The sequence below is a fragment of the Pseudoalteromonas sp. NGC95 genome, from assembly GCF_015864705.1.
GTDB lineage: Bacteria > Pseudomonadota > Gammaproteobacteria > Enterobacterales > Alteromonadaceae > Pseudoalteromonas > Pseudoalteromonas arctica.
On record NZ_JADYWR010000001.1, the window covers coordinates 392,496 to 411,106 of the forward strand.

17 protein-coding genes are annotated in these 18,611 nt (G+C 36.2%); 3 read left to right on the forward strand and 14 right to left on the reverse strand.

Translation table 11 applies throughout. The annotated features are described in order from the left end of the window. The 9 genes from I6E70_RS01780 to I6E70_RS01820 are packed head-to-tail and all read right to left on the reverse strand — an operon-like array spanning position 1 to position 9,115. A complete protein-coding gene (locus I6E70_RS01780) occupies positions 1–1,221 on the reverse strand; it encodes a type II secretion system F family protein (RefSeq protein WP_101217855.1) in 1,221 nt (406 codons plus the stop codon). After that, positions 1,208–2,935, reverse strand: coding sequence for a GspE/PulE family protein (locus I6E70_RS01785; RefSeq protein ID WP_197187901.1), 1,728 nt, complete (start codon positions 2,933–2,935; stop codon positions 1,208–1,210). The genes I6E70_RS01780 and I6E70_RS01785 overlap by 14 nt, the downstream gene beginning before the upstream one ends. After that, positions 2,932–4,074: a tetratricopeptide repeat protein gene (locus tag I6E70_RS01790; protein WP_197187902.1), complete on the reverse strand. Its 1,143-nt coding sequence runs from the start codon at positions 4,072–4,074 to the stop codon at positions 2,932–2,934. Before I6E70_RS01790 ends, I6E70_RS01785 begins: the two co-directional genes overlap by 4 nt. Continuing rightward, on the reverse strand, positions 4,071–4,973 hold the full coding sequence (locus tag I6E70_RS01795; RefSeq protein WP_007586321.1) for an ExeA family protein: 903 nt from the start codon (positions 4,971–4,973) through the stop codon (positions 4,071–4,073). Before I6E70_RS01795 ends, I6E70_RS01790 begins: the two co-directional genes overlap by 4 nt. 2 nt (positions 4,974–4,975) lie before the next feature. Beyond that, positions 4,976–6,634, reverse strand: coding sequence for a pilus (MSHA type) biogenesis protein MshL (mshL, locus tag I6E70_RS01800; RefSeq protein WP_197187955.1), 1,659 nt, complete (start codon positions 6,632–6,634; stop codon positions 4,976–4,978). After that, a complete protein-coding gene (locus I6E70_RS01805; RefSeq protein ID WP_197187903.1) occupies positions 6,618–6,944 on the reverse strand; it encodes an agglutinin biogenesis protein MshK in 327 nt (108 codons plus the stop codon). Before I6E70_RS01805 ends, mshL begins: the two co-directional genes overlap by 17 nt. Then, entirely contained in the window at positions 6,922–7,599 is a 678-nt protein-coding gene (locus I6E70_RS01810) for an agglutinin biogenesis protein MshJ (RefSeq protein ID WP_197187904.1), read from the reverse strand. The genes I6E70_RS01805 and I6E70_RS01810 overlap by 23 nt, the downstream gene beginning before the upstream one ends. Beyond that, positions 7,596–8,195, reverse strand: coding sequence for a PilN domain-containing protein (locus tag I6E70_RS01815; protein WP_225913160.1), 600 nt, complete (start codon positions 8,193–8,195; stop codon positions 7,596–7,598). The genes I6E70_RS01810 and I6E70_RS01815 overlap by 4 nt, the downstream gene beginning before the upstream one ends. Next, positions 8,192–9,115: an MSHA biogenesis protein MshI gene (locus I6E70_RS01820; RefSeq protein WP_197187905.1), complete on the reverse strand. Its 924-nt coding sequence runs from the start codon at positions 9,113–9,115 to the stop codon at positions 8,192–8,194. Before I6E70_RS01820 ends, I6E70_RS01815 begins: the two co-directional genes overlap by 4 nt. Before the next feature lie 77 nt (positions 9,116–9,192). Here I6E70_RS01820 and I6E70_RS01825 point away from each other — a divergent pair, with 77 nt between their 5' ends. Beyond that, positions 9,193–10,101, forward strand: a complete 909-nt coding sequence (locus I6E70_RS01825) for a 1-aminocyclopropane-1-carboxylate deaminase/D-cysteine desulfhydrase (RefSeq protein WP_197187906.1) — start codon at positions 9,193–9,195, stop codon at positions 10,099–10,101. On the opposite strand, the gene I6E70_RS01830 is transcribed toward I6E70_RS01825, so the two are convergent. The 3 genes from I6E70_RS01830 to I6E70_RS01840 all read right to left on the reverse strand — a co-directional run bounded on the left by I6E70_RS01830 (position 10,098) and on the right by I6E70_RS01840 (position 16,193). Continuing rightward, a complete protein-coding gene (locus I6E70_RS01830) occupies positions 10,098–11,780 on the reverse strand; it encodes an EAL domain-containing protein (protein ID WP_231620025.1) in 1,683 nt (560 codons plus the stop codon). The genes I6E70_RS01825 and I6E70_RS01830 overlap by 4 nt on opposite strands. Positions 11,781–12,230: 450 nt before the next feature. Beyond that, complete coding sequence (locus I6E70_RS01835; protein WP_197187907.1) at positions 12,231–14,960, reverse strand: response regulator; 2,730 nt, start codon at positions 14,958–14,960, stop codon at positions 12,231–12,233. Between the two features lie 993 nt (positions 14,961–15,953). Then, a complete protein-coding gene (locus I6E70_RS01840; protein WP_197187908.1) occupies positions 15,954–16,193 on the reverse strand; it encodes a helix-turn-helix domain-containing protein in 240 nt (79 codons plus the stop codon). A gap of 114 nt (positions 16,194–16,307) precedes the next feature. Between I6E70_RS01840 and I6E70_RS01845 the strand changes: the two genes are divergently transcribed. Further along, on the forward strand, positions 16,308–16,826 hold the full coding sequence (locus I6E70_RS01845) for a hypothetical protein (RefSeq protein ID WP_197187909.1): 519 nt from the start codon (positions 16,308–16,310) through the stop codon (positions 16,824–16,826). 20 nt (positions 16,827–16,846) lie between these two features. Next, on the forward strand, positions 16,847–17,254 hold the full coding sequence (locus I6E70_RS01850; protein ID WP_197187910.1) for a DUF2384 domain-containing protein: 408 nt from the start codon (positions 16,847–16,849) through the stop codon (positions 17,252–17,254). Between the two features lie 89 nt (positions 17,255–17,343). On the opposite strand, the gene I6E70_RS01855 is transcribed toward I6E70_RS01850, so the two are convergent. Continuing rightward, positions 17,344–17,739, reverse strand: coding sequence for a hypothetical protein (locus I6E70_RS01855; RefSeq protein WP_197187911.1), 396 nt, complete (start codon positions 17,737–17,739; stop codon positions 17,344–17,346). Positions 17,740–17,764: 25 nt separating this feature from the next. Continuing rightward, positions 17,765–18,607 carry a M48 family metallopeptidase gene (locus tag I6E70_RS01860; protein WP_197187912.1) on the reverse strand — a complete coding sequence of 281 codons (843 nt, stop codon included), beginning with the start codon at positions 18,605–18,607 and terminating at the stop codon, positions 17,765–17,767. Positions 18,608–18,611 lie beyond the last annotated feature (4 nt).

An 18,611-nucleotide genomic window follows, 5' to 3' on the forward strand; every position in this document is an offset into this window, starting at 1 on the left:
TTAATTCCCTTTAATTGCCGACATCATGTTCCACATCGGCATAAAAATACCCAATGCTAAAATCAGCACCATAATGGCAACAAACACAGTTAAAATAGGTTCTATTTTGGCGGTTAAACTACGTAGGTCGTAATCAACTTCACGCTCATAATAATCAGCTGCTTCTTGAAGTAACTCATCAACCCGGCCTGTTTCTTCACCTACGGCGACCATCTGTAATACAAGCTGAGAAAACAGCTCAGAACTTTTTGAGGCTCTAAGTAAGCTATCGCCTTTTTCTATATCTTGGCGCATAGTAATAATCGCTTTTTCCATATAGCTATTATCTACGGCATGCGCTGTTAGCGATAACCCCGTGGTCATAGGTACGCCAGATCGCAATACCATAGCTAGACTTTGGCTGTAGCGCGCAAGCAATGTGCGTTTTAAAATATCTCCAATAAATGGAATTTTTAATTTATATTGATCCCACTTAAAACGTCCAGGTTCTGTATTTAAATAACGCTTCCACGCAAATACCGCTCCAATACCCATTACCAACAATAACCACCAGTAATTAACAAAAAAGCTGCTAGTACCAATTAATATTTGAGTCATTAACGGCAATTCGGCATCGAATTTGGCAAACATGCTAGCAAAGGTAGGAATTACAAAAATATTTAAAATAACCATAGCTGCTACAAGAGCCAAAATAACAAAAGTAGGGTAGCGCATCGCTGCTTTTATCCGTTTGCGAGTTTCCTGTTCTTTTTCAAAGTAAATAGCGAGCTGGTAAAAAGCATCCTCTAACCGGCCAGAGCCTTCACCAACCATTACCATTGACACGGTTAAACGGCTAAATACCTCGTTATGAATTGCCATTGCACTGGATAAGTCCCGGCCTTGCTCAAGTTGCCTGGTAACTTCCATCAATACATTTTTAAATTCTTTATTTTGTGTTGTATCTGCCAATCCAATCATTGCTCGTATAATTGGAATACCCGCTTTTAGTAGCGAATACATTTGTCTAGAAAACATAATCATGTCGTCTAGCGTTATTTTTTCGACAAATAAATTATCAAAAATTTTAATATTATTTTTTGTTTCAACTAAAGAAATTGATATGGGTATAAATTGACGCTTCATTAAACTATCAGCTACGCCAGCTTGGTTACTCGCTTCTAATTGGCCTTTTACCAAAACACCTTTGCTGTCTTTCGCTTTATAGCTATATAGTTGCATCAATATCCCCTACTATTTCTGGGATATATTCAGCCACTTTAAATACTTCATCTAAAGAGGTAATACCTTTCTTAGCGTAATTTAATGCCATAGCCGAGAGCGGCGAAAAGTTTGCGCTATTTTTAGCGGCTTTCGCAAAACCTTGTGTGTCGTTCACTCGTAAAGCCTCCATCATTGCATCATCCATTTCGAGCAACTCAAAAATACCTACACGTCCTTTATAACCAGTGTGATTACATGCTGTGCAACCTTGCCCTTTAGAAAATTGAGCATCTGCAATCTCTTCGCCTAAATATTTTAACCAACTTATTTCTTGGCGATCTGGCAAGTACGGTACTCTACAGTCATTACATACTCGCCTTACTAATCGTTGAGCAATAATCGCTCGCAGTGAACTTGCGACTAAGTAAGCCGGTGCACCCATGTCGATTAAGCGCATAGCGCTGGTAATTGCATCATTGGTATGTAACGTTGATAGTACGAGGTGGCCTGTTAAAGCGGCCCTTAATCCAATATCTACGGTTTCTTGGTCACGCATTTCGCCAACCATTATAATGTCAGGATCTTGCCTTAGAGCGGTCCGTAAAATACTGGCAAAACTTAGCCCTATTTTATTATTTATTTGTACCTGGTTAATACGGCCAATACGATACTCAACGGGATCCTCTACGGTAATAATTTTACTTTCTTGTTGGTTTAACTCACTTAATGCACCATAAAGTGTGGTTGTTTTACCCGAGCCTGTTGGCCCAGTAACTAAAACCATGCCATGTGGACGTTTTATAATGCTGCGCACACGTTTTAATATGTGTGCCGGCATGCCTGTTTCATCTAACGATAATAATCCTGCAGATTGATCAAGCAAACGCATTACAACTGATTCACCATGCTGAACCGGCATGGTAGATAGGCGTACATCAATACTATGACTGCGCACTTTTATATTAAACCGGCCATCTTGAGGGAGGCGTTTTTCAGATATATCTAATCCCGACATAAGCTTTAAACGTAGCACTAGTGCCGATGCTATTTTTACTTGGTTAAGAGTGTGCTCTTGTAATATTCCATCTACACGTTGACGAATGCGAAGCAAACCTTCATCTGGCTCAATATGAATATCAGATGCGCGAACTTGAACAGCATCCTCAAATATTGATTGCAGTAACTTTACGACGGTTGCATCAGATGTCTCATCACCTAAAGAGTTTAAATCAAACTCTTCTACGTCTTGGTATTCTTCATGGAGTTGTGCTGCAAAGTTGGTAATTTCATCTGTACGACGATATACGTTATCAAATGCAGCCATGATTTGGCTTTCTTGTACAACAGCTAAATCTATTCGTTTAGGAGCAAGCATAGTCGCAAGTTGATCAAGCCCCCTTAAATCAGCAGGATCGCTCATCCCGACCAAAACAGAGTCACCATTGTCTTCAATTACTAGTGCTCTGTAACGACGCGCATATACCTCAGATAAAAGCTTAGATACATCGTGTGATATTTTTCGCTGTGATATATCTAAAAAAGGTACCTGTAATTGCTGCGCTAAAAAGCGTAATAATTGTGGTTCACTAATAAACTCAAGGGTAATAAGTGTGGAACCTAATTTACGACCAGTCGCCGCTTGAACATTTAATGCTTCACTTAGTTGCGCTTCGGTGATCATGTGTTCGTGGACAAGTAAATCGCCTAAGCGCATTTTTAAACTAGGTCTCATACGGCCTCCTTTAGTGCAACTAAACGCTGTAATGCATGCTGGGTCATAGCGGTATTTAACCCACCTAAATCTAGAGCTACTTTATAAAGCTGTTTAGCATCGAGGTACTCTCCCAGTGCATCTTTTGAGGTTGCAAGTGCAAGCCACCACTTAGCTTGACTAGGCTGGAGCTGTGTAAGATGTTTAAAGCTTTCAAGTGCTTTGTGGTGCTTACTCGCACTTTGCGCAGCAGTACCTTGCAGCACCCAAAAATCAAGATTCGCCTGGGATTCAAATTCATCACTTAAAAGCAGTAATACTCCTTCATACTGTTGTTGCATAATGAGTATTTTGCTTAGCATTACACGCCATTCAAGTACGGTAGGATTTTGGCGAATACCCGCTTGCAAAACCTGTTGCGCCGAATTTATATCTTGTTGTTTAAAGTAAGTTGCAGCCAGTAAGTTTCGAGCTTCAACATGTAAAGGCGATTGCGCTAAAATAATGTTTAAATCACTAATGGCTTCGTTGTATAAGCCAAACTGTATTGCCTGTTTAGCTGCTGCTAATTGCTCGACTAATAAAGCCTGTGGTGACTTAGTTTCTGCTGCACTTTTGATCATAGTATTTTGTGGCTTAGTTTTAGTCACTGAAGTAATTTTTGGCTTGCTGACAATAACTTCGCTAGCCACCAACACATTATCTTTAGCTAGTGCAGGCCTTTGTTTAACCTCAGCAATTACAACTGGCTCAGCCGTTGGTTGAGAAACCAGTAATGTTACTTCACTCAACTTGGATTCAGCTAAATCATTCACTTCTGGCTTTATTTGCTCAACTTGCACAACCTTCTTCACAACTTCTTGCTCAACTAAAGGCTCTACAGTGCTTTTTTCATCTTGAGAATCAGATAAATTAGAGCTCAAAACCGCGATCATTTTTTGCTGTGGTAAAACAGACTCATGTTGAGTTTCTTTTTCGTCGGCGGTCGGTAAATACAGGTATGCTAAAAAAATAACACCTAGCATAATAAGTAAAATTGCGGCTTTAAATACAATGTTTTTTACATCATATATTGGCTTTACGCTTATACCTTCTTGAATATTCACTTGTTTAGCTTCACGTTGCTCAATATTTTTAAGCATATTATTTATAACGCTCATAACCACTGCCTCCATACCCATATGGCAGCAATAGCTAAAACACTAAACATTAACGCGCTGTAGCTCCAATATTGACCGGTTCGATATTTTGCGCAGTCTTCGGTATCTTTTATGGCAAGCTGAATATGGCGATTTGTTATTGTATTTAACCCTTCACCGTAAGCTTGTAATAGTGCTTTGTGGCATAAAATATTAACTAATCTAGGAATTCCACGGCTTGCTCTGGCAATCTTAAGCCCCATACTATTATTAAATAAAGGAGGCCTATTAAATCCTGCAACTTGTAAACGGTGATTAATATAATAAACAACCTCAGCGCCAGTCATCGCCCGTAACTTATACGAAAAACTGATACGTTGGCGTAACTGCCTTACTTTATTATTTGCCAGTTTTTCATCAAGTTCAGGTTGCCCAAATAACACAACTTGAATTAGTTTTTCGCTTTCTGTTTCTAAGTTTGTAAATAATCTCAACGCTTCTAGAGTCTCCCAACTCAAGCATTGCGCCTCATCTATCAAAAGCACTACACGCTCATTATCTTCTTGTAAGTCGAGTAGGTGATGATTTATAAGCTGCCCTAATGCTTGTTGGTCCAATGCTTTATCTACATCCATACCCAGTTCAATTGCAATCGCCCATCTAAGCTCTTCTGGGCTTAAATAGGAATTAGGCAAATAAGCCACAATGTAATCTGGCTCAAGTTGGTTTAATAGCTTTCTACAAAGCAACGTTTTACCTGTGCCAACTTCACCGGTAACTTTAATAAACCCCTCACCCATTTCAATGGCTGTTGTTAGCACTTGCATCGCTTCGTGGTGCGGTTCAAGTGCACAAAAAAATTGTGTGTTAGGGGTTAACGTGAAAGGCATTTCACTTAAATTGAAAAAGCTTAAATACATGGTTAGTTTTCATACCATGTTTTTAAAAGCTGACGGCTTTCACCTTGTTGTTTTTTCCAAGTATCTGGCATAACAACAGTTGGTTTGATTAAAATAATTAGTTCTTTTTTCTCTTGGCGTTTACGAATACTTTTGAATAAGTTGCCAAATATGGGGATATCACCCAGCACGGGTGTTTTTGATTCTTCATCCTGTGTTGACGTTTGCATCAAACCACCAATAACCACTATTTCGCCACTTTGAGCGCGAATAACGGTATCTGATTCTCGAATGTTGCTTTGCGCTAGAGGTAACTCAAAACGTTGGTCATCTAAAGTAATTACTTTTAGCTGCTCTTCTGTTTCAGTTACTGAAGGGTGAACATGCAAAATGACTGAGCCGTACTTGTCAATTTGCGGCGTTACATCAAGCGCAATACCAGAAAAGAACGGCGTTAAATCAATCTCAGGCGAGGTAGTTGTTGCAGTACCCGTTACCGTCGTACTTGATACATTAGTAACAAAATATTCGTCTTGTCCTACTTTTATAACTGCTTTTTGGTTGTTTGTAGCCGTAACACGAGGGTTAGATAACATTTGCACATCACCTTGGGTTTCTAGCAAATTAATAACCCCGTTAAAGTCACCCTTTTGAATTGTCAGCGATGACGCTCCGCCAATGGCAGCCGAAATACTATTACTAATTGTAGAACCCGCTGTTGTAGCAAACGAAATACCGCCTTCTAAACCACTGGCTATGCGCTCCCAGTTGACCCCTTGTTGGTATTCATCTTTTAAGGTTACTTCTATTATTTTTGCTTCTAGAATAACTTGGCGTTGCAGGTTTTCTTGGCTTTGACGTAAAAACTCTTTTAGCTGACTAATTTCGCTTGGTAATGCATTTACGGTTACCAAACTAGCTTGTGGGCTTGCAACAACATAGCGCCCATCGCTTGCGCCAATTAAAGACTTAAGGGCAACTTCTAATTCCTTCCAAAAATCGTTTTTATTAATTGTTTGGATTCGAGAACCATTCAAATCTAAGCTTTGATTATCGCCGCCAAATTCACTATTTTGCTGGTTACTACTACCTGAACTTGAACCACTCGAACCACTGCCACTTTGTGCAAATTGACTCACCCCACCAGCAACAACACTCACTGTAGACTGACCATGGCGTTGCATCATTAAATAATTTACAGGTATTGTTTCTGTGCGCATTTTGGCTGGTAGTACTTGTACAATTCGTCCTTCATTAACAATATCTAAAGGATACATACGCTTAATAACATTAATGACTTCATTAAACGTAACGCTTTTAAGATTTAAATTAATTGTGCCATTTACCTCAGGATGCACAGCAACACTAAAAGGGGTATCGTCTGTTAAGCCTGCAAAAAAAGCGCCTATTTCAACATCATTTGCTGCGACATCAAAACGCTTTATAGATAAATCATCACTTATAGTTTGCTCATTATTTATAGATGACAATAAGCTTTGTGTAAGTTCGCTTGGCATTTGTAAAGGCACAATTACTTTAGGCTCTGTAGGTCTTTCAGATAACTCTTGCTCTATATGATTTTTAACCTCTTTACCAGGCTTAAAGCTATGGCAAGCCGTTAAAAATGTAGGCAATAATAGGAGAACAAGCCACGGGTAAGATAAATTATTTTTTAATTTCATAGTCATATAATTCTAATTTTATTTGTTTATCGTCATTTGCTAGCACGACCTGTTTTGAGTTTATGCTTAGCACCCGAAAATCGTCTATAGCATCACCCACTCGATAAATATGGCCAGAAATAATAGCCTTAAATGCGGTACTGTTTTTAATAATAGATTGCAATTTAAGTTCTGTTCTTTGAGCTACACTCTTGTTGTTATTTACATACATATTTGGTTGAGTAGGATCGCGTAATTGCGCTAATGCACTGTGTGCGAAAGTGAATAAAAATAATAAAAAACATAAATTATAATGCGATAAATTTTTCATTAGCGCTCACTGTAGCAATTTGTAAAGTTAATTCAGCTTGAGGGTACTCTAGTACCTGATAACTAAACTCCTGTATTAATAACTTATCTTGATTATTTTTTAATGCGGCTAAATATTTTTGTAAGCTAAAGTAGCTACCTTCTAAAGTAACGACCATCTGATGCTCAAAAAATAATGTTTGCGTATCATGTTCACCTAGTTTTTCTACATCGATAGCCTGTGCTGGTTTTACATTAAAGCTACTCACTTTTACGTCGCTACTATCTACGAGCAAATCTTTTAAAACGGCAGGTACATTTTTAGCCGCTACAAAGCCTTGGCTAAAACTATTAAGTTGATTATTTATTTCAGCTAATTCATCTCTGGTTTGTGCAATTTGACTGCGTAAAACCTTAGTGTAGTCGTAGTTTAGTGCTTGATTTAACATGGAGAGTTGCGCATTTATCTGCTGTAACTCTTGCAATGTTACATTTTGTTCAGAGCGAATATGAGCAACTTCATCTTGCTGTGGAAAAATAACAAACCACAGACCGAGGTAAATCACCATGAATAAGCCTACAAATACAGTGGAATACTTCTCACGCTTTTGCAGCGATGCAAATTGAGCCCGATACTTTGCCCAAATAGGCCAACCTTTGTCTTTCTTGTTGTTCATGGTTTAGCGCCTTTATCAGCAAGGTCGGTCGCCACATTAAATTCACTCAGACCATCTTTTGTTGACAGTTCTAAAACTGAAAATTCTTTATCAATAAAAAAAAGTGACTGCTTTAAATTATTAAACCACATAGGTAAAAATTTTGACTGCGATGTTTGACCTTGAAACGTGACACTTTGCCCTACAAATTTAATATGAGTAAGCCAGATATTAGGCTCGTGATACTTGGCTAAATCTTGCATAACCTGCGCATAGTCGGTTGCGGATTGATCTGAGCTTTGCTCTAAATAACTAAATATTTGCTGCTTATGCAAAACCTCTTGCTGAAGTGTTTTTAGCTCATTAATAAAAATTGTTTTATTTTGCTTCTCTGCTAACTGCTGTTTTACAACTTCTAACTGAGCTTTTCCTTGTTTGAGGTATTGCCTATTTTGTTCTAAATCAAGTTCACTTGAATAGGCTTTATAACTGTAAAAAGCCCACGTGATTGCAATAATTAATAGCGCACCTAACCACAACGTAATCATTCCAGACAAAGGGACTGGATCTCGCCGAACGCGTAAGATTTTTTGGTAAAAATTAATCCGGGTTTTCATAGCACAGACTCCGGATCAGTTAATTGATAGGCAGCACCAAGTGCATAATAAAAGTTAGGTTCTAATTGCTTCGCTAATTCTATATTGGGCGCAAAATCTACAACCTTTACTTGTAAAAACTCTGCAAGCCCAGCTCTAAGAGTCAATGACGATAAATCGTCGCACTGTAGCTGAATGCTGCGAATTGGCGGTTGCTTGAGCTGGCTTTCAAAAAAGTCCATAGAACGCTGAATTTCTAATCCTAACGCTTCTACTAACTCTTGATTTTGATCTTTATCAGAAATACCTAAAAAACCGTTTAATCGTCTAGCTAATACTAATTGTCCATTACGAATAATTAAGATTCGAGGCTCATGATTAACATGTTGCACAATCAGCATATGCGCTTCTTTATACGTGCCAAACAAGGTAACTAAAATCATCTCTTCGGAAGTCATTGCACGTAAAACAGGCTTGGTTTGCTCAAAACTATCTATAAACGGAAGTAGTTGCAGCTTATTCGTAATAAATACATTCATTTTGCTGCTTTGCATTGGTAAAGTTATTGGGTAATCAATAAAGTCAGCAACTATGTTTTCAGGTGCTATATCAACTAAGTCTTTTGTAGTCCAAGGGAGTGACTGAATAATTTCTTCATCACTAAGGTTTGGTTTATCCATTTGCACTATTTGATAAAAGTAGTGCGGTATGACTAAATTAACTGCACAAATATCAGTAGAAACCTCATTTGTACAAGCAACAATTGCAGCGGTATAATCGGTTTGCTCAGACACATTTACACTGTGTGAACTGTGAACCATCCATTGGTCGCGTTGTTTTTTTAAACATACTGCGTTGACAGTATCTGCATACGTTGCAACACCAATAGCTGTATTAGGATCTAAACTACGATTTAACCAAGAAAACAGCTTTTCTTTCATATAGCTACTATTGTTAATTGTGTATTAACCAAGTGTCGTACACTTTAATTACTTTGCCAAGTTGAAAACTAATAAAAATGCATCAATCATTCAAAATAAACGAAAATAACCATATTCAACAAATAGATACAACGTTTCTAAAAAAGAGAAATATTTATTTAGGTGTAAAGCGTGACGATTTACTACATCCGCTAATAAGTGGTAACAAATGGCGTAAATTAAAATACAATTTAGCGCATATGCAAAAGATAAATAAAATAGAACTTCTGACTTTTGGTGGCGCGTTCTCAAATCATATTCACGCCTGCGCAGCAGCAGGAAAAGAATTTAGCATTAAAACACATGCAATTATTCGCGGACCAGAACTTGATAACAACAACCCAACAATCCAATTTGCAAAACATTGTGGTATGAACCTACATGTAGTCAATCATATAGAGTATCGAAAACGCCACGACACCGATTACCTTAATGCTCTGCAAGAGCGCTTTCCAAATGCTTATATTATTCCTGAAGGTGGTACAAACGAGCACGCCTTATTAGGATGTAAAGAGTTAGTACAAAGCTTACCTGAGCATAACTACTTAGTGTGCCCTACCGGTAGTGGTGGCACGCTTGCTGGATTAATAGAGGGCAGTGCTTCAACAACACAAGTGATTGGTGTAGCAGTATTAAAACAAGCTAATTATTTAAATGAAGAAATAAAAAAGCTGAGCGCTAAAGCCAATAATCAAACTAACTGGCAGTTACTCACAGAGTTTCATGGTGGTGGCTATGGTAAGTTTTCACCTGAGTTATGGCAGTTTTGCCAAGATATGAGCCGCAAACACAACCTACCGCTTGAGCCTATTTATAGCGGAAAAATGATGTATGCATTGTGGCAACTTATAGAGCAAGATTATTTCCCATCTGGGAGTAAAATTATTGCGGTTCATACTGGCGGGCTTCAGGGGCTAAATGGACTTAAATATAGAGGGTTAATTTAATTAAATACCGCTTGCGTAAACTCTTGAAGTGGCTCTGAAAAGTAAAACCCTTGAGCTCCCACCACTCCCAATTTGGCAAGCGTAAACAACTCTTTTTGAGTCTCTACGCCAACGGCATACACAGGTAAATTTAAGAGGTTTGCGGCTTCGACTATCTTTTTTATTTGCCTTTGATTTTGAGTTTTTTCATTTAATAAATGAATTAGTTCGTATGATAATTTAAGCCCGCATACTTGGTTATAATCAGCTAATACCGCTACTTTCTCACTACTTTTTACATTATCAATCACAACTTGTGAACGGCTTTTTTTAATTATATTAAGTGCATTAGTTATCGATTCTCTATGAGTAAAAAATTCGGTCTCACTTATTTCAAATTGTAATTTAGCACTTAATTTAAGCTCTGCTATTTGACTAGGTAACCATTCCCAAAATACATTATTAAACCAATTTTTAGGGTGTAGATTTACACTAACTGTTAAGGCCGAAGATTCACTCAGCATTAGCTTTTTAACTTGTGTTATTACAGCTTTATCTAATATTAAAGCGTCTTGATTACTATAAACCTGATTAATAAAATAACGAGCAGCTAGTAATCCAAGTTGGCTATGCCTAACTCTGATAAGCGCTTCATGTTCTAAAATTTCCCCGCTAGAGAGCTCAAATAAAGGCTGGAAGAATAATATAAATTTATTCTTTTTAATATTTTCGATAACTTGCTTACTAGAAAGTGGTTTTTCTTGACAGTAATTTAACGCTAAGCGGTGAGAATGCTGCACTAAGCTGTTTTGCGATAGCATAAGTGCTGATTTTGCTAACTGATAAACCGCAATTTTATCTGCGCCTAATCGATAGTCGCACGCACCTATTTTAATGTTTTTATGAGTCATACTTTTTTGATAATTTTGGCATAGTAAAAACACGCTCTGATGAAGCTTTTCAACGTAGCTGTCTAACTCGGGAGTAGGTATATGTGGCAAGGTGACGGCTAAGTAACTGGAATTTAATATTTTTACCGACACATCTTTAAATTCAGTCAATTTTCTAGTGATTAACACTTTAAAAATAGCTTCTTTATCGGTTTTCTTACCAAAGTCACATTCAATGAGTAAAAATAAGCTATGTGATGCTCTATTAACCCCATACAAAGAACTTAATTCGCATTTTTTTACTTGTTTAATTAATCGTATTTTATTTTGTTTTTGTTTAATAATTTTAGTAGGTTGTATCATTGTATTTTTGGGCGTAATTTTACGGCTTACATTCAATAACCCCCACCAGCGATAAAACCAGCCAGCGGCGCCTAATATGATCAAGTTTAGCAATATAAATAAGTAACTTTGTGTTACCCAAGCAGGATAGTGATAGAGGCTCAAACTTAATGTTTTGTAAGAAAAAACTTCGCGCTCTATATTCACTAAATGCCTAAAATGCTCTGCAGGCTTTGGCCATTCCAACACAAAACCTTCACTTTTAGCTAATGCGGCCAACACTTCATTGTTTATAGAAGGAGATAAATTCAGCTCGTAAACGTGTTTAACGAACTGCTGCCCAGAAGCATGAACTTTTTGATGTAATGCATCATTTAAAACGAAATTAAAACTAATAAGCATCATTAAAAATAAGACAAAAGAGATACCTTTGAAGTACTTGAAAAGCCAGAGTTTACTCTTTTGCATAGCCTGCCACCCGTTAAATTATTAACTAAAGTGTTGTTCAATATCTATAGAAGTACAAGGCTGTAAACTAAGTTTAAACGTTTATTAATAGCGCTAAACAAAAAACACTCAGATAAACGAGAACTTACAAAAACAAACAACTATGCCCTTTATTTTATAAATAGATTAAATTGAATCCTCAAGCTTAAGCGCGTTTTGTTTGTAGTGTGTGCAGCGAAGCGATGTGCTTTGTTTATGGTGCCTAACTCACTAACTTCTGACATTGATAATTCAACCTTTGCTGAAATAAACATATGGGGAAAAGAATGTATGAGACTTCATATAGCAACAGGTGGCCAGATTCTATTTTATGAATTGTCTTTTTAAGTTATCCAAAATAGGCTCAAGCAACGGGAGACATTACGATAGGTACTTAATATGGATAATTATTAAATCACTTTAATGGCTCAGCTATTTATTTAAACAGCGGATTATAGTTTCACGTAGATTTTGCGCTTTAATAGGCTTTGCAACATGGGCGTTCATGCCAATGGATAAGTATCGTGTAATATCATCTTTCATAACATTAGCTGTTAAAGCAATTATTGGAATATTTGCGATTGCTTTGTCACTATCGCTACGAATAATTTTACTCGCCTCAACCCCGTCCATAATAGGCATATGAATATCCATCAAAATAATATCGTACGATTGTGATTTCACGGCTTGAATACATTCTAATCCATTGTCAACCAAGTAAATTTGAGCATCAGCCTTCTCTAGTATGTTTGTAACAATTAGTCTGTTGATCGAGTTATCTTCCACAACCAATATTTTTATACCTGTCAGCGACGCTTCACTTACGGTGTTTACTATAGGCACTTCATTAAGAGGGCCTACTACTTTACTTTCAATCGCCTCATACAAAACACTCGTGTATACAGGTTTCTGCAAAATAGTTTTTATACTTACTTTTTTGGCTGCATTATTAAGTAAACTTTCGTCACTCATTATAAGCACAATCGTGTTGTTATAAAGTTGAGGATTAATATTGAAAATGCGTATTAAAAAAGTTTCGCTACTCATTGATGGCATAGCCCAGTCGACAATAATAACTTTAAATTTCTCTTTATTGTGTTCAATAATATCAACAGCTTGTTTAGCAGATTGACAGGCCGTACATACCAGCCCCATAGCCGTTAGCTGATTTTCAATTACCTTAAGATCATCTTCATTATCATCTATAATTAATACCTCGAACGAATCAGTAAAAGTTAGGTCGGGAGTGTTATCAATCAACGCTTGGTTATTCAATTTCACCTTAATCGAAGCTATAAATTCACTACCTACACCTTGAGTGCTTTTTACCGTTATATCCCCACCCATCGATTGGCATAAACGCTTACTTATAGTTAAACCTAAACCTGTGCCGCCAAACTTCCTGGTTGTAGAGCTGTCAGCTTGAGTAAAAGATTCAAATAAATCGGTAAGGCTTTGCTCGGCAATCCCAATACCGGAATCCTTAACAATGAAATACAAACAAACGCTCTTAGGATCAGCTAACGATCTTTTTGATTCTATTAATACCGATACAAAGCCCTGTGTAGTAAATTTAATTGCGTTAGAGCATAAATTTAGCAGTACTTGGTTTATTCGAACTACATCACCTATTAAATCGAGTTTAACCTCTTTACCAATGACAATATCAAATGTGATCCCTTTGCTTTGAGCTAGCTCATCAAAAGTTGCTCTGATGTAGTCAACAACCGAATTTACAGAAAAAGGAAATTCCTCAAGGTTAATATTTCCAGACTCAATTTTTGAAAAGTCTAAAATATCGTTAATAACTACAAGGAGTTGATCTGAAGAATATTTAATTTTATTTAAATAATGCTCATATTCCCCAGGCAAACCTTTTTCGAGCAAAATGTTGGTTAAGCCAATAATTCCACTCATAGGAGTTCTAATTTCATGACTCATATTTGCTAAAAATTCAGACTTAGCGGATGTCAGCTTTTCGGCCTCTTCTTTGGCTTGCAACAGTTCTTCAGTACGCTGATCAACGCGAGACTCTAATCTTTGCTTTTCTTCATCAAGCTCTTTTAAAAGTTGAATTCGCCGTTGATTTAAAAACAATACGAAAACTAAAAAGCTGCTAAGAATAAAAATAATCGCAGTAGCGCTGTAAATTAATGTTTTATTTTGCTCAAAATAGGTTGGCTCGTAATAGGATATAATAGACTTTTCTGGCAAGCTTTGTGGAGCTATATCGAACTTGTTTAATTGACGCCAGTCATAAGCGTAAACACTTAGCCCTTCACCACTGATTGCACTTAAGCTTTTATTTTCATTGTATAAAATTATCGAATCGGCAATACGTTCGCCTATTTTTTCACCCGACAACACATACCCACCAACAACACCTGAGCCTAATAGTACCTCCCAATAACTAAAAATGGGCGCAGAACTTGCTTTAGCTAATTGCTCTACGAGCTGATAAGGGCTAAGGGATTTATTATCGTAATGCCTGAAAATGGGAGTAAACAATATAATTGAATCATCTGGCGCATTTTTTACTTTAGTTAGCAGCTCTGGCATTGAAAGATCAAACCACTTCTCTACGCCTAAATACGAAAAGTCACGGTTAATAACCGAAAAGAGCCCTCGATAAAAGCTCATCCCAATATCGTTTTTTGTATCTAATATAACGATTAATTTTTTAGGCTTCATTAAATTAACAGCGCTTGCTGTTGCTTGCGCGTAATCTAATTTAGCTTGGATCACTGCTCCGTTAGTATTTTTAGGCAAACTAAATTGAGCGCCTGGTTCCAAATATATTCTTGGAGCATTTATAAAAAAGTCATCTAATTGCGATAAAAGTACTGCTGCAGAAGGAGACTGAGTAACAATGATATCGATGTGCTTATTTTTATATTTTTGTTTGAGGTAGTCCTTCATTAACTGTTTTTGATTTGCTTCATCGAATCGGTTTACATCCATATTTTCAACGAAGAGTTCATAACTAAAAGAACGTTCTATAAGTTTTTTACGCAGTCCAGAATCAACACTTTTGTGCCAAGGCATATCTTGGTTTGTTGAATTTATAAATAAAACATGAGTAACATTTGAAGAAGGTTGAGCGTTTGAAATTGGACTCACAAATTGAAAAACAAGAAATAAAAATAAGATATTAGTTTTCATGTTTCTCATTGTGTAATCAAGGTGAAAGTCCTTTAATGGTAAGTGTTAACGATATATATATCAATTAAATAAAATGTAAATACCACCATAATTTAACATGTTTACTAATACTATTTCATTTTATTGCTTAATGACGATATTCATTGATAGTTCTGGGTTGCCCTCACTACACAACTCGTATAAAAAAACCCCGTAAAAACGAGGTCTAATATGAGTATTACACTAATAACTTTATATCATTTAGAACGGTATTGGTGACCTTGTATTTTAAATTAAAATCAAACCATTGATAAATATATATTTTAAATTCAAAAACCTAAAAACGTAAAGATTCCTGTAAAGTTTAGCTTTAAAATGTACGAAACTTTACAAAACTTCGATAGCAAAAGTGATTTATAAACTACCTATTCTTCTTCAAGAATTACTTTGAATAGCCTTACTCCAACAATATAATTAATGGTGATTCATAAACGTTAATAAAGCAGGAAAAGAATACTTTCTCGTATAAAAAATTATCTTTTAGCTGTTTCAATAGTCCTCACGAAGTGAGCATTAGAATATAGTTTATTTGAGTGCTTTATACGAGATGCTTATCTATAAGTTGGATTTAATGAGGGAGATCTAATATTTCCAGAAGTAAGTTTAGTGCTTTGTTAAATTTTATTTCTGTTAGCTTACAGCTTATTATTTTTTAAAATAAGCGCCTTTAGTAATTCAAGCCTTTATTCTCTTCAAGCTGCCTCGCTCTGGTAGTTTTCGACTACTTGCTTTAAAAAGTGAATATACATCTCTATATTTTCGATTCTTTTATGTATAGCTAAATGTGATAAAAGAAGATCGTCCTTAACTTTGACTGTACCTGACAAATTGTAGTTGTGCAGTGATTCTGGCCACACGTTTACTTTAAAAGCTCTTATCTCATTGTTATTTATTTAATCGAGAGAATTCTTGGTTCCTGATGTAAATGTCATGAACTTCGGTCCAATAAAAATATTATCCATTAAAGCTAGTTTTTGTAGGTTTCGCTGGAGGAAAGATATCGGTGGACTCACAATCAAGTAAGTGAATTATCTCATATATTCTTTCGCACGAAGCAGCCACTAAACCTGATTCAACCCTACTAATATAGCTTTGCTCTACATCAAGTCGGTGAGCAAGATCGGCTTGACTCCAATCTTTTTTTACTCGCGCTAATTTTATATTTTTGCCAATTAATTTGTTTACATGAACCATTAAGATCAAACCCTATTTTTTAATAGGATGATCCCATATTGCCAATACAGCTCATATGCACTATATTACATAAAAAATGACTTATTAGTCATAATAAAGGAAGTGAAGTGATATATGGCAGATGTAAATTCTATTATTCATGAAATTATTGATTCAAAAAAAACAGTGTATATTTATTCTTCGAAGATATGTGATGATTTTACGAAATTAGAAATTGCTAAATACTTTGGCTTTGAGCAAATAGAAAAGCTGGTTTCACTATATTTAGAGAAGCTTACAAAAAAATCTTTACTGATCATATCAACATACTCTAAAGGCATCAGATATAAAAAAACAGATTTATTCTACAAACCACATCACATACTTAAAGTAGAAAAGGAGCTGCATTTCAGTTTTGTTTTAGCTCTTGATATGCAGAAAGCACTATGTGATTTAGAGATGATAAAATGCAGAGCAACACTAGTTCCCTACAATATTGACGTAATATTAGGAAAAACTCTAGAAAAAGAAACCCAATTAGAGTATCTGATCAAAAAAGAAAGGGTATATTTTTTACAAAATAAGATATCTACGATTAACACGCTACTTGGCTTATATAAGCTCAATAGCTATTCTTTCGCTCAAAACAACTGAGCAAATACATGAGTGTATTTATGTCACTTTTAAAGCATGAAATATTAAATAAAAACCCTAAAAGAACCTCAGAGATTGCTTTGCGTGTTTTTTTCAACATCATGACGAAATGGGAAGTTACAAAAAAGGAGCAAACGAATTTACTTGGTCAGTCATCTGAACAATTATTTAAAGGCTGGAAACAAGACACTATAATAGCTTTATCCGATGGTACTTTATTGCGTATTTCGTATGTCTTAGGAATATACAAAGCACTTGGAACGCTTTTTTCAGATAAAAAATTAGCTCATGCATGGATAACAAGAGAAAATCAGATATTTGACAACAGCTCTGCGTTAGATTTCATCTTAAAAGATAGCGCAAATAACTTACCTCAAGTAAGGAAATACTTAGATAGTCAAATCACAGATGAAATCATTAAAAATTAGTACCTTTCATTTTGCTCTGTATATAAATGAAAATAGTTAAAGCTCTCTTTAAACGTACTGTTGTAGTTTCAATTATTAATAAAACAGTATTAATTTAGAAGGCCTAGTTGCTCCCATAAAGACAATTGATTTTCTAACGGAACTATATGTCGCCATGTGCTGCCAACGATAGAGAAAATTATAATTGCACTACCGCCGTTTATGAAGTCTTCATCTGGTAGATATATTGCTTTTAAATTCCCTGAGCTGAATGAAAAATTAGGATCTAAACCTTCAAAAGCAAAGCTATATAACTGTTTACTAACATTTAAGTCCCGCTTAACGATATTTTCTACTGAACACCATCTGTCACCAATTGAGATAAAGTAATTATCTTCTTCTGAAGGTAGTGATATTAATTGATTCGTAAAGTCAGTTATAAGTTTATTATTAGAGAGCAGCGACAAAAACTCTATAAAACTTTCAGGCATCTTTTTCTTAATCACGTTTTATAAACCTATTAATTGTGTTTCACTCATTCAAATACATCTCTGCCATATCGTCCAGCTCAGCTTTTACTTCTTTCCAATTAGGCATAACTTGGGTTAACAAACGCCAAAAGCGTTCGCTGTGGTTGTGTTCCGCAATATGGCAGAGCTCATGTAATATTACGTAATCAATACACTCTTTAGGGGCTTTAACAAGGTGTGGGTTGAGCATTAAGTTGCCTTTGGTCGAACAGCTCCCCCATTGCTTTTTCATTGCCATTACACGAAAAGATGGAATACCTGTAACCCATGTGGTCTTAGGCAGTAGTTCGGCTAGTCGTTCATGGAAAATTGCTTTTGCTTTGTGTTGATACCACTTGTCGATTAGCGGTTTAATTTTCACCAATCGTCTATCTTGAGAATCAGGGGTAATATCTTTGCTTATTTCGTGCTTGAGTGTGACGTTTAATTTGCCACGACTCAGTTTTACACTAGGCACTTGCTCAGCATCAACGATTACCTTGAGTACATAGCGCTTACCCAAATAAAACTGAGTTTCGCCACTCACATATTGTTTATGTAATACCGTATCTTTTTGCTTTGCAAAGTCATTAATACTTTGCCAAATCCATCTGGCACGCTTATGCATGGCATCTTGGATAGCGTCATCACTTGCATCATGTGGCACTGTCGCTACAACACGCTGATCAGGGTGAACCTTAATAATTACTTTGCGTGCTGTTTGTTTAGAGTTATCAGCAGGCTTGGTTTTACGAATAACGTCGTAGCGAATGGTGTTGTTACCATAAGTAAAAACACCGTGTTCGTTGGTTGTTGCGCTGCTTTCTTCAGAATGAATAGCAGCGGCTACCGTTTTTTGCGTCACTTAC